The 17052-nt window shown below is 53.6% G+C and carries 11 protein-coding genes; 5 read left to right on the top strand and 6 right to left on the bottom strand.

The features are described 5' to 3' along the window. Positions 1-9: 9 nt before the first annotated feature. Both dmsA and serS read right to left on the bottom strand, forming a co-directional pair. A complete protein-coding gene (dmsA, locus tag SBG_RS04290) occupies positions 10-2454 on the bottom strand; it encodes a dimethylsulfoxide reductase subunit A (protein ID WP_000850271.1) in 2445 nt (814 codons plus the stop codon). Positions 2455-2689: 235 nt separating this feature from the next. Next, positions 2690-3982: a serine--tRNA ligase gene (serS, locus tag SBG_RS04285; RefSeq protein ID WP_000886701.1), complete on the bottom strand. Its 1293-nt coding sequence runs from the start codon at positions 3980-3982 to the stop codon at positions 2690-2692. Positions 3983-4025: 43 nt separating this feature from the next. Between serS and SBG_RS23335 the strand changes: the two genes are divergently transcribed. Beyond that, complete coding sequence (locus tag SBG_RS23335; RefSeq protein WP_256861780.1) at positions 4026-4148, top strand: hypothetical protein; 123 nt, start codon at positions 4026-4028, stop codon at positions 4146-4148. Positions 4149-4238: 90 nt separating this feature from the next. On the opposite strand, the gene rarA is transcribed toward SBG_RS23335, so the two are convergent. The 4 genes from rarA to lrp all read right to left on the bottom strand — a co-directional run bounded on the left by rarA (position 4239) and on the right by lrp (position 10946). After that, a complete protein-coding gene (gene rarA, locus SBG_RS04280; RefSeq protein ID WP_000067777.1) occupies positions 4239-5582 on the bottom strand; it encodes a replication-associated recombination protein RarA in 1344 nt (447 codons plus the stop codon). A 9-nt stretch (positions 5583-5591) separates the two neighbouring features. Then, positions 5592-6203, bottom strand: a complete 612-nt coding sequence (gene lolA, locus SBG_RS04275; RefSeq protein WP_015702786.1) for an outer membrane lipoprotein chaperone LolA — start codon at positions 6201-6203, stop codon at positions 5592-5594. 142 nt (positions 6204-6345) lie between these two features. After that, positions 6346-10317 (bottom strand): DNA translocase FtsK, encoded by a 3972-nt coding sequence (ftsK, locus tag SBG_RS04270; RefSeq protein ID WP_000076975.1) that lies wholly within the window; start codon positions 10315-10317, stop codon positions 6346-6348. 134 nt (positions 10318-10451) lie between these two features. Further along, the gene (gene lrp, locus SBG_RS04265; RefSeq protein WP_000228469.1) at positions 10452-10946 is read right to left on the bottom strand and encodes a leucine-responsive transcriptional regulator Lrp; all 495 of its coding nucleotides are present in this window, start codon (positions 10944-10946) and stop codon (positions 10452-10454) included. A 546-nt stretch (positions 10947-11492) separates the two neighbouring features. Between lrp and trxB the strand changes: the two genes are divergently transcribed. The 4 genes from trxB (at position 11493) to aat (ending at position 16813) form a co-directional block, all read left to right on the top strand. Continuing rightward, positions 11493-12461, top strand: a complete 969-nt coding sequence (gene trxB / locus SBG_RS04260; protein ID WP_000537395.1) for a thioredoxin-disulfide reductase — start codon at positions 11493-11495, stop codon at positions 12459-12461. A gap of 114 nt (positions 12462-12575) precedes the next feature. Then, complete coding sequence (cydD, locus tag SBG_RS04255) at positions 12576-14342, top strand: heme ABC transporter permease/ATP-binding protein CydD (protein WP_001044529.1); 1767 nt, start codon at positions 12576-12578, stop codon at positions 14340-14342. Further along, positions 14343-16064 carry a heme ABC transporter ATP-binding protein/permease CydC gene (gene cydC / locus SBG_RS04250; RefSeq protein WP_001202240.1) on the top strand — a complete coding sequence of 574 codons (1722 nt, stop codon included), beginning with the start codon at positions 14343-14345 and terminating at the stop codon, positions 16062-16064. A gap of 44 nt (positions 16065-16108) precedes the next feature. Further along, entirely contained in the window at positions 16109-16813 is a 705-nt protein-coding gene (gene aat / locus SBG_RS04245) for a leucyl/phenylalanyl-tRNA--protein transferase (protein WP_001241653.1), read from the top strand. Positions 16814-17052: the final 239 nt, after the last annotated feature.

Raw genomic sequence — 17052 nt, 5'->3', positions numbered from 1 at the left:
GGTTACTCCTTATACCTTTTCAACCTGAACGAGGTTAGTGTGTGACGGGTTCCCCTTCGCCAGCGGAGAGGGGCGTTGGGTCGTCAGTACGTTAATACATCCGCCCTGATCCACACGTTTTGCGTCCGGGTCGTACCATGCGCCTTCTCCTAAGGCGACCACGCCCGGCATCATGCGCGGCGTCACTTTAGCCTCAATATGCACTTCGCCGCGGTCGTTGAAGATGCGAACTTTATCGCCATTGCTGATACCGCGTTTCTGCGCATCCATTGGATTGATCCACATTTCCTGGCGGCAGGCGGCTTTCAGTACATCCACGTTGCCATAAGTGGAATGAACGCGTGCTTTATAGTGGAAGCCCGTCAACTGCAGCGGGAATTTCTCCGTTAGCGGATCGTTATAGTTTTCAAAGCCTGGCGTATAGATCGGTAAGGGATCGATCACATCGCCTTCCGGCAATTCCCAGGTCGCAGCGATATCCGCCAGCGCCTGTGAATAGATTTCAATCTTGCCCGACGGTGTTGTGAGTGGATTCGCCTGAGGATCCTCACGGAAGGCTTTATAGGCAACATGATGGCCTTCGGGGTCACGCTGTTTGAAGATGCCTTGCTGACGGAACGCCTCAAAGGTGGGCAGCTCCGGAATCGCTTTGCGCGACTGCTCGTACAGATGACGCATCCACTCTTCCTGCGTCCGCCCCTCGGTAAACTGCTGCTCTACCCCAAGACGTTTCGCCAGTTCGCTGGTCATCTCATAAATTGTCTTGCACTCGAAACGCGGTTTAATCGCCTGATCGGTGAAGATAACGTAAGACATGTTCCCACAGGAGGCATCCAGCGCAAAATCCATCTGCTCAGAAGCGGTGCAATCAGGTAGCAGAATATCGGCATATTTCGCCGATGAAGTCATATGACAGTCAATAACAACGATCATCTCGCACTTTTTATCATCCCGCAGGATTTCATGGGTGCGGTTAATTTCAGAGTGCTGGTTAATCAGGCAATTGCCAGCATAGTTCCAGATCATTTTGATCGGCACATCCAGTTTATCTTTGCCCCGCACGCCATCACGCAGCGCCGTCATTTCCGGGCCGCGTTCAATGGCATCGGTCCACATAAACATGGAGATACTGGTTTCAACCGGGTTTTCCAGCGTGGGCATACGCTCAAATGGCAGGTCATAAGAGCCTTCTCGTGCGCCGCTGTTGCCGCCGTTAATGCCGACATTACCGGTCAGGATCGCCAGCATCGAGATGGCGCGCGTGGCAATTTCCCCGTTGGCGTGACGCTGTGGTCCCCACCCCTGGCAAATATACGCGGGTTTAGCGCTGCCAATTTCTCGTGCCAGCTTAATAATGCGATCTGCCGGGATACCGGTAATCTGCGCCGCCCACTCCGGCGTCTTCGCAATACCGTCTTTGCCCTGGCCCAGAATATAGGCTTTGTAGTGACCGTTTTTCGGCGCGCTGGCAGGTAAGGTTTTTTCGTCATAACCGACGCAATATTTGTCCAGGAATGGCTGATCGACCATATTCTCGGTAATTAAGACATACGCCAGGCCATTAACCAGCGCCGCATCGGTACCAGGGCGAATCGGAATCCACTCATCTTCGCGGCCGGCACCGGTGTCGGTGTAACGGGGATCGATAATGATCATACGCGCATTTGATTTCTGCCGCGCCTGTTCAAGATAATACGTTACACCGCCCCCGCTCATGCGGGTTTCGCCAGGGTTATTACCAAACAACACCACCAACTTACTGTTTTCAATGTCGGATGGACTATTGCCATCCGCCCAGCCACCATAGGTGTAGTTCAGACCTGCGGCGATTTGCGCGGATGAGTAATCACCGTAATGGTTGAGATAACCGCCGCAGCAGTTCATCAAGCGGGCAACCAGCGTTTTTCCTGGCGGCCATGAACGTGTCAGAGTGCCGCCCAGCGTCCCCGTGCCATAGTTCAGATAAATGGACTCGTTGCCATACTCTTTGATCAGACGCTGCATATTGCTGGCGATGATATCGTAGGCTTCGTCCCAGCTAATACGCTCAAATTTACCTTCGCCACGTGCGCCAACGCGCTTCATCGGATACTTGAGCCGATCCGGGTTATAGACGCGACGACGCATGGAACGGCCACGCAGGCAGGCGCGAACCTGGTGCAGACCATCGTAATCATCGTTTCCAGTATTATCCGTTTCGACATATTTAATTTCGCCATCCACGACATGCATACGTAGCGGGCAACGGCTGCCGCAGTTTACCGTACAGGCACTCCAGACAACTTTCTCGCCCGTTTTGGCCGGGCTTATCGTCTCTGCAGCGTTAACGATGCGGGTAAATGGCAGGGTAAATGCGCTACTGGCCATCGCCAGGCCGCCTATCGCGGTGGTTTTGACTAAACCACGACGGCTTACCTCGGCTGCCAGCACGGCATCAGGGATCTTAGTTTTCATAAGGGCTCACTCTGCTGCTCACAATAAAAAATAATAAATAGATGTATATAAATTTATATAGCGAAATGACGTTATAACTTCTTTTATATATCGAAAAAGTAAAAATAAGAGTGTTAAAAACTGACCTTCATTCGAAATCAGTATTACCCCTAATAGGGTAGAAATTATTGTCCGGTATCAAACTGGTATAAAAAAAGCGCCCAAAGGCGCTTTTTAGAAGAGGAGGAAGCGAGGATTAGCCGATAAATTCCAGCCCGTTCATGTACGGACGTAGTACTTCCGGCACTTCAATACGGCCATCAGCCTGCTGATAGTTTTCCATTACCGCCACCAGGGTACGGCCTACGGCCAGCCCGGAACCGTTCAGGGTATGCACCAGGCGAGTCTTTTTGTCGGACTTGCTGCGGCAACGTGCCTGCATACGGCGCGCCTGGAAATCCCAGACGTTAGAGCAGGAAGAGATCTCGCGGTAGGTATTCTGCGCCGGAACCCAGACTTCAAGATCATAAGTTTTGCAGGCGCCGAAGCCCATATCGCCGGTGCACAGAATGATTTTACGGTACGGCAGTCCCAGTAGCTGGAGCACTTTTTCCGCATGGCCGGTCATCTCCTCCAGCGCAGCCATGGAATCTTCCGGGCGAACGATCTGCACCATCTCAACTTTGTCGAACTGGTGCATACGGATCAGACCTCGGGTATCACGGCCATAAGACCCTGCTTCAGAACGGAAGCATGGCGTATGCGCCGTCATTTTAATCGGCAACTGGTCTTCGTCGATGATTTCATCGCGCACCAGGTTGGTCAGCGGGACTTCTGCCGTCGGAATCAAGGCATAGTTGCTGCTGTCGGCTTCTTCTTCCAGCGGACGGGTGTGGAACAGGTCACCTGCGAATTTCGGCAATTGACCAGTGCCATACAGCGTGTCGTGGTTAACCAGATACGGCACGTAGTTCTCGCTATAGCCATGCTGCTCCGTATGCAGATCCAGCATGAACTGCGATAATGCGCGATGCATACGCGCAATCTGTCCTTTCATGACCACAAAACGGGAGCCGGTCAGCTTAACCGCAGCGGCAAAGTCGAGGCCAGAATGCATTTCACCTAAAGTGACATGATCGCGAACTTCAAAATCAAACTCACGCGGGGTACCCCAACGGCTGACTTCAACGTTGTCGTTTTCATCTTTACCCACCGGTACTTCATCCGCCGGCAGGTTTGGAATAGTCAGCGCAATATCGCGGATCTCCGCCAGCAAGGTATCTAGCTCGGCTTTCGCCGCATCCAGCGCTTCGCCCAGTTTATTCACTTCCTGGCGTAAAGGCTCGATATCTTCCCCGCGCGCTTTCGCCTGGCCAATGGATTTCGATCGTGAATTACGCTCTGCCTGCAGGTTTTCCGTGTTGACCTGCAAAACTTTACGACGCTCTTCAAGAGCGCGCAGCTTATCTACATCCAGCTTAAAGCCCCGGCGTGCCAGTTTTTCAGCGACTGCGTCTGGCTCATTACGCAGCAGATTGGGATCGAGCATGCTTATCCTGTGCTTATCGAATAATAAAAGGAAACGCGATCAATTGATGATCGCATCTGATCATGTTGATGGGCCTGAAATTCATTTGCCAATGGCGACATTTTCACCTTATCGGGCCAACCATAACAGCAACGCATCCATTGCGCCGCACTGGCAGGCCTGGTAAGCCAAACGCCATCAGACATCACAAGAGTGACCACCAACACCATGATACCCACGGCATCATGTTTAAGATAACCTTACCGCAACGTTTACACTAGCGGTAGCGTTTTGTGGGGCTATTTTGATCCTGTTCAGCCAGCCAGGCGAGCTTTTCGCCAATCTTGCCCTCCAGACCCCGATGAGTCGGATGATAATAACGCGTTTGCGCGATTTCCGGCGGGAAGTACACTTCGCCCGCCGCATACGCATTAGGCTCATCATGGGCATAGCGGTACTCCTGACCATAACCCATCTCTTTCATGAGCTTAGTCGGCGCATTACGCAGATGGACAGGAACGTCATAATCAGGACGTTCACGCGCGTCGGCAAGCGCGGCTTTAAAGGCGGTATAGACAGCGTTGCTCTTCGGCGCGCAGGCGAGATAAACAATAGCCTGCGCAATCGCTCTTTCGCCTTCCGCCGGACCAACCCGGGTAAAACAATCCCAGGCGGCAATGGCAACCTGCATCGCACGTGGATCGGCATTACCGACATCTTCCGAGGCGATCGCCAGGCAACGGCGCGCCACATACAGAGGATCGCCTCCTGCGGTAATAATACGGGCATACCAATAGAGGGCGGCATCCGGCGCGCTACCGCGCACAGATTTGTGTAAGGCAGAAATAAGATCGTAGAATCGATCGCCTTTGTTATCAAAACGCGCGCTGCGCTCGCCGGCGATCTCGGTCAATAACGCGGGCAATAAAACACGTTTGCCACTGTCATCCACCTCCGCCATATCAGCCATCATTTCCAGTGTATTTAAGGCGCGCCGCGCATCACCATTGACCAGTTCCGCAATCGCTCTCCGCGTTTCGTCCGGCAACACGATATCCTGAGCACCATAACCACGCGTTTTGTCCTGCATTGCCTGGTCCAGAACGTGCTCAATATCGTCGGTGGTCAACGACTTCAGCAGATAGACCCGCGCGCGTGATAATAACGCCGGGTTCAATTCAAAAGAGGGATTTTCCGTCGTCGCGCCGATGAAAGTGATAGTGCCATCTTCGATATGCGGTAGAAAGGCGTCCTGCTGGCTTTTGTTAAAACGATGGACTTCATCGACAAACAGGATAGTACGACGCCCGGCGTTTCGATTCTGGCGAGCACGCTCGATGGCTTCGCGGATCTCTTTTACACCGGAAGTGACGGCGGAAATACGCTCAACATCGGCGCTGGCGTAGCGGGCTATAACTTCCGCGAGCGTAGTTTTACCGGTACCTGGCGGTCCCCATAAAATCATGGAGTGCAGGTGCCCGGCCTCAATAGCGCGAGGCAATGGCTTACCTGCAGCCAGCAGATGCTGCTGGCCTATATACTGTGCTAAATTTTCCGGCCGCATCCGCGCGGCCAGCGGTTGAAATGTATTATCAGAAAAATCGAGCGACAGATTGCTCACTCATCGCCTCTACTTACGTTGATCGTCTATCGTTACCCCTTGCGGTGGAGTAAACGTAAATTTCGCTGGATCGACAGCACCATTTTGTTGGGACTTCAGCTGATAGGTGCTGCGCTGATCGTCTTGTTCGATAGCACTGAACTGATGGATAGTCCCGTCGCGTCCTACATTGATGGTGAACTGTTTCAGATTGCCGTTACTGGCTTTCGGCGTTAACACAAAATTATCGCCATTTTGCTTAACATTATATTGCTGCCAGTCGCTGGACTGGTTACGGGCAATCAACATAAACGGCGTGTTGCCAGTGGCATCTTTTAGCCACGTGGCGGTAGCCTGCTCGACAAATGGATTATAGAACCATAATGTTTTACCGTCAGACACCAGGATGCTCTCGTCGGGCTGTGTCATATGCCAGTTGAATAAATTGGGGCGCTTGACCCATAAATCCCCCTGACCTTCCTGCACAGCAGCCCCACTGCCATCGGTTACTTTCTGGGTAAAGCTGGCATGAAAGCTGCTCACTTTATCCAGACGGCTTTTTAAATCACTGGCGGCGTCAGCCCATACACTGTTGACCACGACGCTTGAAAGTAATGCGCAGGCAATTGCCATTTTTTTCATCATTATTCCTCAAATTTCGACACTCCCGACCAGGAGATCCTTTTGCTTTCTATTCCAGGCCAAAAATCAGCATGAGGAAAGAAGAAAATACTGAATTTTTATACCGGATGGCAGCCTGAACAGCGCCATCCGGCTGACAGGCTTATTCAAAAGGCGGGGGAGCCAACACTTCACGATTACCGTTATGCCCCTGGGCGCTGACGATTCCCTGCGCTTCCATCTGTTCAATAATTCGCGCCGCACGGTTATAGCCAATGCGGAACTGACGCTGAACGCCGGAAATAGACGCTTTACGCTTTTGGGTAACAAAATTAACGGCCTGATCGAATAAAGGATCGAGTTCTTCGCCACCGTCAAAACCACCACCGCCGCCTTCGCTTTCGCTATCGGAAGTAATACCATCGACATATTGCGGACGACCGCGCGCTTTCCAGTCCTGTACCACCGCATGGACTTCCTGGTCACGCACAAACGCCCCGTGAACACGAACCGGCATGGTGGAGTTTGGCCCGGAATAAAGCATATCCCCCATACCTAATAGCGACTCCGCGCCGCCCTGATCGAGAATCGTGCGGGAATCGATCTTACTGGACACGGTAAAGGCAATACGGGTTGGAATATTGGCTTTAATCAGCCCCGTAATAACGTCAACCGACGGACGCTGCGTCGCCAGTACCAGGTGAATCCCTGCCGCACGCGCTTTCTGCGCCAGTCGTGCGATCAGCTCTTCAACTTTTTTACCGACGGTCATCATCAGGTCAGCAAATTCATCGACCAGAACCACGATATACGGCAGTTTTTCCAGAACCGGATGCTGAACATCCATACTGTCGCCCGGCTTCCAGTAGGGGTCCGGAATCGGACGTCCCATTCGGGCCGCTTCGGCGATTTTCTCGTTATACCCTGCCAGATTACGCACGCCGAGCGCGGACATCAACTTATAGCGACGCTCCATCTCATTAACGCTCCAGCGCAGCGCGTTAGCCGCATCTTTCATGTCGGTGACGACTTCGGTCAATAGATGCGGAATGCCTTCATAGACCGAGAGTTCCAGCATTTTCGGGTCGATCATGATAAACCGAACATCTTCCGGCTGCGCTTTATATAGCATACTCAGGATCATGGCGTTAACCCCAACCGACTTACCGGAACCGGTCGTACCGGCTACCAGCAGATGGGGCATTTTCGCCAGATCCGCCACCACCGGATCGCCCGCAATATCCTTACCCAGCACGACGGTAAGCGGTGACGGATTCTCACGGAATTTGGCGTTATCCAGTACTTCGCGCAGATAAACGGTTTGCCGTTTCTTGTTCGGCAATTCCAGTCCTACGTATGGTTTACCTGGAATAACCTCCACAACACGTACGGCCACTGTCGACAGGGAACGTGCCAGATCGCGGGAAAGGTTAGAAATACGCGCGGCTTTAACGCCCGGCGCCAGATTCAGCTCGAAGCGAGTAATGACCGGCCCTGGCGAATAATTCACCACATCGGCTTTGATACGGAAGTCTGCCAGACGCGCTTCAACCAGGCGCGCCATTTGTTCCAGCGCAAAGGTATCTACCGGTTCGACTTCACTCGGCGGCGGCGTCAGGAGATCTAATGAGGGCAGCGGCGTCGTCGGACGCTGCAATGGCCGACTGTCGCCATTACGCATTAGCAACGGATGGATCAGGCTATCCTGAGCCGCAGGTTGCGGCACCGGCTGGTGCGGCTGCTGATACTGCGGCTGCGGCGCTACCGGTTGTTGCGGTTGCTGGTATTGCGGCTGTGGCGCTACCGGTTGTTGCTGTTGCTGGTATTGCGGCTGTGGCGCTACTGGCTGCTGCGGTTGCTGATATTGCGGCTGTGGCGCTACTGGCTGCTGCGGTTGCTGGTATTGCGGCTGTGGCTGCTGGACAGACGCTGACTCCGGCATCACGCTCGGCGTAAACAGCGGCTCGTGCGGACCTTCATCGACCAGTGCTTTCATAGGCGAGAAATCAAGATCATCCAGTGAGAACGGCTGCGCGCCAACGGGTTGCTCGCCGGAATAGCGCTGCTGTTGCGAAGCGGCAAACTGGCGGGCTAATTCAGCTTCCGCGGCAGCATCGTCATCCTCTGCCTGCAGCACATCGTGCTGATAAGTATCACCATAACGATGCTGCTGCGACTGCGCAAACTGACGTGCCAACTCATCCTGATGCATAGCATCTATTTCTTCATCAGTCAGTTGCGCGCCAGTCCCGTACTGATTGCGCTCCGCCTCGCGGGCTTTTTCTTCTGCCATTCGCTGCGACGGCAGTTTAATACCATACGACGCCAGCTCCCGACGAGTTGGCACGCGAACGCGGTTTGGACGCGGCAGTTGCGGACCAATACCCTCTTTCACCTGCGGGCGTGGCGCACCGCCGGCAGCCACGCCAAATGCAGGGGTAGCGGCGGTGCCTGCGGCCACTACGCCACTCTTGATGCCTGCAGCAAGCGGCGCGGCAACGGCAGCCGCTTCTACTGGCGGTACGGATGGCGCGACAGATACCGTAGGTTTGACCGACGCAGCCGCTTTTACCGGTGCGGCCTCTTTAACCGGCTCAGGAATCGGCTGATACCAGGCCGCCAGTTGTTCACGCTCACGAGCACGCTTTTCTTCCACTTCTTCAAAATAGTAAAGCGGAGGACGGGCTGGTTTGGTCTCTTCTATAGCAGGTTCAGGTTCGGTTATAACAGGTTGTTCAGCGACTGGCGGCACGTAAGAAGGTGCAGCCGCTACCGGCTCCGGCTGATAAACAGGCTCCGGCTGGTGAATCGGCTCTGGCTGCCAGGGTTGTTCGGCAACTGGCGCCTGCCATTGCGGCTGCGTTTCCTGCGGCGCAGTAGAGGTATACGCTGGTGCGGCCACTGGCGGTACGGCGGCGTATTGCGGCGCAGAGGCGACGGGCGCAACTTGCTGCCACGGCTCAAACTGCGACTGCGGTTGGCCGGGCTGAGCATGCGGCGGATAGCCTTCCGGCGCAGGCGCGATAACCGGTTCGCCGGTTTGCGGCCCGGGTACGGGCTGCCACTCCACGGTCGGTTGGACAACAACCGACTCCACGCCCGGCATAGAAGGCGCTTGCGGTATGGGATCGGCGGACGCGGCCCATGTCTGGGCTGCTGCGGTAGCGGCCGCAGCGGCGACAACAGGCTCAGCGACAGAGTGGCCGTTTAGCAGGGGATCGTATTCATCATATTCCGGCTGCGTCGCCCGGTTACCCGAAAACAGAACATCGTCGGGATCGGCAGCGACGCCGCGCGCGCTATACTGAATACCATTGTCATCATCCATCCGCTTGCCGGAAAAGAGCGCGGCATCGGTCTGACGCCCCCGCGGATTGCTGAACTTTTCAGCTAACCGTTTACGACGCGCCAACGCGCCGCGCAAAATACGCGCCCGGCGGGATTCACGCTGTTCGCCGTCGGCTTCTTCATCATATTCATCGTCATACTCTTCGTCGTCTATCCACGTATCATCCCGACGGGTACGGTTACTGGCAAAAGTCAGTATATTAAGCAGCCAGCCGCCTAATTTTTCGGCAATGCTCACCCAGGACCAGCCGGTAAAGAGTGTCAGTCCGGCAGCCCAAATACAGAGAAGCGTTATCGTCCCGCCGCTACTATGCAGCAACGGTTGCAACGTGGTACTTAACAAGCTGCCAATCACGCCGCCAGAAGCAAAATACCAGATATCATCGGCGTTAATGGCAGCCAGACCGCAAGAGGTGAGAATCAGCGCCAGTACGCCGATAAGGCGTAGCGATACCGCGAAATAGTCGATGTAATCGTCCGTAGACTGATGACGCCACGCAAACCAACAGCACCCGACAATAATAACCGGGATAGTGTAGGCCATCACGCCGAAAATAAAGAAAAGAGTATCCGCAAGCCACGCGCCCGGCGTGCCGCCTAAATTATGGATGGGCTCATGCCAGGCGGTTTGCGACCAACTGGGATCCGAAGGGTTAAAACTCAACAAGGCCGCCATCAACCAGACAGCAAAAAGGGCAATAAGTATCAGCAGCGCTTCCAGAAGTCGGCGCCCGCTGCTTAACTTCGTCAATGTGACGTCTTTGTCTTCAGTATATTCCTGGCTCAAAAAAGGCTCTCCAGGTTCCAGGCTTTTCCTGCCCGATGCTAAAACGGACAACAGCACCGGGTTCCCCCGGCACTGTTGCTGTATGGATTAACAGGAGTGTAATCAAACTGCGGCGATTTTGCACCTGTTCCGTGTTAGCGCGTCTTAATAACCAGACGATTACTCTGTTTTACTTCTTCCATGACTACGTAAGTTCGGGTGTCGTTCACTCCTGGCAAACGCAGTAATGTCTCTCCCAGCAGTTTTCGATATGCTGACATATCCGGTACACGGGTTTTCAACAGATAGTCGAAATCGCCGGAAACCAAATGACATTCCTGAATCTCTTCAAGCTTTTGCACAGCGGCGTTAAACTGCTCAAACACATCCGGCGCGCCACGATTTAAGGTAATCTCAACGAATACCAGAAGTGACGCATCCAGATAATGCGGGTTCAGCAGCGCCGTATAGCCCTGAATAAACCCCTGTCGCTCCAGCCGACGTACACGCTCAAGGCAAGGTGTCGGCGAAAGTCCTACTCGTTTAGAAAGCTCGACGTTGGAAATACGCCCATCCTTTTGCAGTTCATTAAGAATGTTACGATCGATACGGTCGAGATCTTTGCCAGGGCGCTTCTTGCTATCTACCATTATTATTGTCTCTCTGTATTCCTTCCCTACTCCTGCCTGACTCTACTCACATCACTGTTCAGAGTCGCTGCCCATCACGATAGACCGAAACCCAGAGGGATTAACGGCGCGCAATGCCTGGGTCTATGGTGAGAAGACCGTTGCCTCTCGGCAGCTATCGATATCACGAATGGCGTCTGTCCACGCCATGCGTAGATTTCACTAGCCCGGTAAACATGGTATTTACATGCATGATTATGCAGCACATACATAACACAGTTTTTTCTTCCTCGACTGTTTTCGCAAAACAGCAGGTGATTGTCAAAGCAAAACATCGATTTTTAGTACAACATGCCAGTTATTCATTAGGGAAGGCGGTAAACTGTCATTTTGTCATCTTATAAGCTCCCCACTTTAAGTAAAATTCGTGATAGTCACGCCGCTGTAGGGTGTGCCCATTGGTTTCTGCTATTACACATATTGTTAACAAAATCGTTATACTCTTTTTTTACGTCTGTAAATTCCCTACAATTCTGCCTATTGTCTGCCAACAACTATGGGGATCTCATGGGCACGACCAAACACAGTAAGCTGCTTATTCTGGGCTCAGGACCGGCGGGATATACCGCGGCGGTTTATGCCGCGCGCGCAAATTTACAGCCGGTACTCATTACCGGTATGGAAAAAGGCGGTCAGTTGACCACCACGACAGACGTGGAAAACTGGCCTGGCGATCCCAATGATCTCACTGGCCCCCTGCTGATGGAACGCATGCATGAACATGCGACCAAATTTGAAACGGAGATCATTTTCGATCACATCAATAGCGTGGATCTGCAAAACCGCCCTTTCCGTCTGACGGGCGATAGCGGCGAGTATACCTGCGATGCGTTAATTATCGCGACGGGCGCTTCCGCGCGCTACCTTGGTTTACCATCGGAAGAAGCTTTTAAAGGACGTGGCGTTTCCGCCTGCGCAACCTGCGACGGTTTCTTCTACCGCAACCAAAAAGTAGCGGTGATTGGCGGCGGCAACACCGCAGTTGAAGAAGCACTTTATCTGTCGAATATTGCCTCGGAAGTGCATCTTATTCATCGACGTGACGGTTTCCGCGCTGAAAAAATACTGATTAAACGCCTGATGGATAAAGTCGACAATGGCAACATCGTCCTGCACACTAATCGCACTCTGGAAGAAGTAACTGGCGATCAGATGGGCGTAACCGGTCTGCGTCTTCGCGACACGCAACAACGCGATAATATAGAGACGCTGGACGTCGCCGGGCTTTTTGTTGCCATCGGCCATAGCCCAAACACCGCCATCTTTGAAGGCCAACTTGAACTGGAAAACGGCTATATCAAAGTTCAGTCCGGCACTCATGGCAATGCAACGCAAACTAGCATCCCTGGCGTGTTTGCGGCGGGTGACGTGATGGATCACATTTACCGTCAGGCCATTACCTCAGCAGGGACAGGCTGTATGGCGGCGCTGGATGCCGAACGTTATCTTGACGGTCTGGCCGACGCCAGCAAATAGTTTTTACAAATCAGTAACAAAAGTAAAAAAGGCGACTATAAGTCGCCTTTATTTTTGCGTCGTTGTAACATTGCCCCTGCCTGAAATTCCAATAACTCACCTGCTAAGCGTGCAATGAATAAAACCCGTCAAAAAGAGCTGACCCGCTGGTTAAAACAGCAAAGCGTAATCTCCCAACGGTGGTTGAATATTTCCCGCCTGTTGGGGTTCATGAGTGGCGTATTAATTGTCGCTCAGGCCTGGATCATGGCGCGTATTCTGCAGCATATGATCATGGAGAATATCCCCCGGGAAGCGCTGTTGCTCCCCTTTATCCTGCTGATACTGGTCTTTGTCCTTCGTGCCTGGGTTGTATGGCTGCGCGAGCGTGTCGGTTTTCATGCCGGACAGCATATTCGCTTTGAGATCCGTCGTCAGGTACTGGACCGCCTGCAACAAGCCGGCCCCGCCTGGATCCAGGGTAAACCTGCCGGTAGCTGGGCAACACTGGTGCTGGAACAAATTGACGATATGCATGACTATTATGCGCGTTATCTGCCGCAAATGGCGCTTGCCGTTTGCGTACCGCTCTTAATCGTGGCGGCGATTTTCCCATCAAACTGGGCAGCGGCGTTGATTCTGCTGGGTACCGCTCCGCTAATTCCCTTATTTATGGCGATGGTGGGAATGGGCGCAGCTGACGCCAACCGCCGTAATTTCCTTGCACTTGCCCGGCTAAGCGGCCATTTTCTTGACCGTCTGCGCGGAATGGAAACGCTGCGAATTTTCGGTCGCGGCGAAGCAGAAATCGAAAGCATTCGCGCAGCATCACAGGATTTTCGTCAGCGCACGATGGAAGTGCTGCGCCTCGCCTTTTTATCTTCCGGCGTACTGGAGTTTTTCACCTCTCTGTCTATTGCGCTGGTCGCCGTTTATTTCGGCTTCTCTTACCTGGGCGAGCTGAACTTTGGCCATTACGGCACTGGCGTGACGCTTGCCGCCGGTTTCCTCGCGTTGATCCTCGCGCCGGAGTTTTTTCAGCCGTTACGCGATCTCGGCACATTTTATCATGCTAAGGCGCAGGCGGTTGGCGCGGCGGATAGTCTGAAAACCTTTCTGGAAACGCCCCTCGCTCACCCGGAGCGCGGCGAAGTCGAGTTAGCGGAGAACGAACCAGTAACGATTGACGCGGTCGATCTTATTATCACCTCGCCAGAGGGTAAAACACTTGCCGGGCCGCTGAATTTTTCATTAGCGGCAGGAGCGCGCGCCGTCCTGGTAGGACGTAGTGGTTCCGGAAAAAGCTCGCTGCTGAATGTGTTATCCGGTTTTCTTTCCTATCAGGGCTCTTTGCGTATCAACGGGGTCGAACTTCGCGATCTTTCGCCGGAATCCTGGCGCCAACATCTCTCATGGGTTGGACAGAACCCGCAATTACCTGCGGCGACATTACGCGAAAATGTATTACTGGCGCGCCCGGACGCCAGCGAGCAAGAACTTCACGCCGCGCTTGACGCCGCATGGGTAAGCGAGTTTTTACCGCTATTGCCGCAGGGAATAGATACCCCTCTCGGCAATCATGCCAGTAGGCTCTCCGTTGGCCAGGCGCAACGTGTCGCGGTCGCCCGCGCGCTGCTTAATCCCTGTCAACTCCTGTTACTGGATGAACCCGCGGCAAGTCTGGATGCTCACAGTGAACAACGCGTTATGCAGGCATTAAAAGCAGCGTCAAAACGCCAGACCACATTAATGGTGACGCATCAACTGGAAAACCTCGCCGACTGGGATGCCATTTGGGTCATGGAGAATGGCGCGATTGTCGAACAGGGCAACTATGCCGAACTCAGCGCCGCCAATGGCGCCTTTGCGACGTTACTGGCCCACCGTCAGGAGGATATTTAAATGCGCGCGCTACTCCCTTATCTGACGCTTTATAAACGCCACAAATGGATGTTAACGCTGGGAATCGCGCTGGCGATATTGACCCTGCTTGCCAGTATCGGCCTGCTGACACTGTCCGGCTGGTTCCTGTCCGCGTCCGCTATCGCAGGCTTTGCAGGAATTTACAGTTTTAACTATATGCTTCCGGCTGCAGGCGTTCGCGGTGCGGCTATCACCCGTACCGCTGGCCGCTATTTTGAACGGCTGGTAAGCCATGACGCCACGTTCCGCGTACTGCAACACCTGCGTATTTATACCTTTAGCAAACTGTTACCGCTCTCCCCTGCAGGTCTGGCACGTTATCAGCAAGGTGAATTACTTAACCGCATCGTTGCCGACGTCGACACACTGGATCATCTCTATTTGCGGGTCATCTCTCCGCTGGTCGGCGCCTTTGTTGTGATTATGATTGTCACCCTGGGGCTTAGCGCTCTCGACTTTACGCTGGCTATCACACTGGGCGGCATTATGCTGTTGACGCTGTTTATTATGCCGCCGGTGTTTTATCGCGCCGGAAAAAATACGGGGCAAAATCTAACGCATCTACGTGGTCAGTATCGCCAGCAGCTCACGTCATGGTTACAGGGCCAGGCGGAACTCACTATTTTTGGCGCCAGCAAACGTTATCGGGCGCAAATGGAAGCCACAGAATTACAATGGCATGAAGCGCAACGTCGGCAGTCGGAACTTACCGCCTTATCGCAAGCGTTGATGCTGCTAATTGGCGCGCTGGCGGTAATGTTAATGCTGTGGATGGCCTCCGGCGGTGTCGGTGGTAATACGCAGCCCGGCGCACTCATTGCGCTGTTTGTCTTCTGCGCGCTGGCGGCTTTCGAAGCGCTTGCGCCTGTCACCGGCGCGTTCCAGCATCTGGGACAGGTTATCGCCTCTGCGCTTCGTATTACCGAATTAACGGAGCAAAAGCCGGAAGTCACTTTTCCGCAAACGGAGTCTACCGCGCCGGAGAAAGTCACGCTCACACTACGAGACGTTTCGTTTCGTTATCCCGACCAGCCGATTAACGCGCTCAGTGCGCTTTCACTACAGGCTACTCCTGGCGAACATATCGCTATTCTGGGGCGTACCGGCTGCGGGAAATCAACATTGTTACAGTTGCTTACCCGCGCCTGGGACCCGCAACAGGGCGAAATTCTTCTTAATGACCATCCGCTATCCTCGCTGAGCGAGCCCGCATTACGCCGTACAATTAGCGTGGTGCCTCAGCGTGTCCATCTGTTCAGCGCCACGCTGCGTGACAACTTATTACTGGCGTCGCCCAATGCCAGCGACGATATCCTCTCCGACATGCTGCGTCGCGTTGGCCTCGAAAAACTGCTCGAAGATGGCGGACTCAATAGCTGGCTCGGCGAAGGCGGCCGCCAGCTATCCGGCGGCGAACTTCGTCGTCTGGCCATCGCCCGCGCGCTATTGCACGATGCCCCGCTAATGTTGCTGGATGAACCTACCGAAGGGCTGGATGCGACAACCGAGAGTGAAATGCTTGAATTACTTGCCGATGTGATGCGTGAGAAAACGGTCCTGATGGTGACTCACCGTTTACGCGGCCTGGCCCGCTTCGATCAAATCATCGTGATGGACGACGGACGTATCATTGAGCGAGGCACACACGCAGAATTGTTAGCCGGACAAGGGCGCTATTATCAGTTTAAACAACGCCTGTAAGCTATTATTGAACGATCCGACTTGCGTACTGGAGTTTCGCCGTCATGCGTCTGGTTCAACTTTCCCGACATTCTATTGCCTTCCCTTCGCCGGAAGGCGCGTTACGCGAGCCTAACGGTTTACTGGCGCTGGGTGGCGATCTCAGCCCTGCCCGGTTATTAATGGCCTATCAGCACGGAATTTTTCCGTGGTTTTCGCCAGGTGATCCGATTCTGTGGTGGTCGCCCGATCCGCGTGCTGTGCTTTGGCCAGAAACGTTTCATCTCAGTCGCAGCATGAAACGCTTTCATCATTCATCGCCCTATCGTGTGACACTCAATTACGCCTTCGACCGGGTAATTGAAGGATGCGCTCATCACCGTGAAGAAGGAACCTGGATAACGCGCGGTATTGAGGAAGCCTATCGTCGGTTACATGAACTGGGGCATGCGCACTCAATTGAAGTGTGGCGCGAACAGGAGTTAGTTGGCGGAATGTATGGCGTCGCGCAGGGGGCGCTATTTTGCGGAGAATCAATGTTTAGCCGTCAGGAAAATGCCTCTAAAACCGCACTGCTGGTTTTTTGCGCAGAATTTACCCATCACGGTGGGAAACTTATTGATTGTCAGGTGCTTAATAGTCACACTGCCTCGCTTGGCGCGATTGAAATTCCACGTCGCGACTATCTCGAACACCTCGCGCTCCTACGCCAACAGTCCCTGGCCTCCCGTTTTTGGGTGCCGCGTACATTATTTTTGCCCCGGCAGTAAATGTTTTCGGCACATTTTTTACTGGGGTGTTATAATTGGGGCCGCAGAGTTGGTTTAGCTCATTATCCCGCAGGCCGTAGTCAGGTAACGCCCATCGTTTATCTCATCGTTCCCTTCTTGATGTTGCGCTTATGTGCATCTATCTGGTGGTAACATAAAGGACGGATGTGTACCGGGATCATACGCCAAACCAGGTTTGCTGCGTTTTAAACGCACAAATCTTTACTTATCAAAAGAAG

The organism is Salmonella bongori NCTC 12419 (assembly GCF_000252995.1).
Lineage (GTDB): Bacteria > Pseudomonadota > Gammaproteobacteria > Enterobacterales > Enterobacteriaceae > Salmonella > Salmonella bongori.
This window is presented reverse-complemented; position numbering and strand designations above follow the sequence as displayed.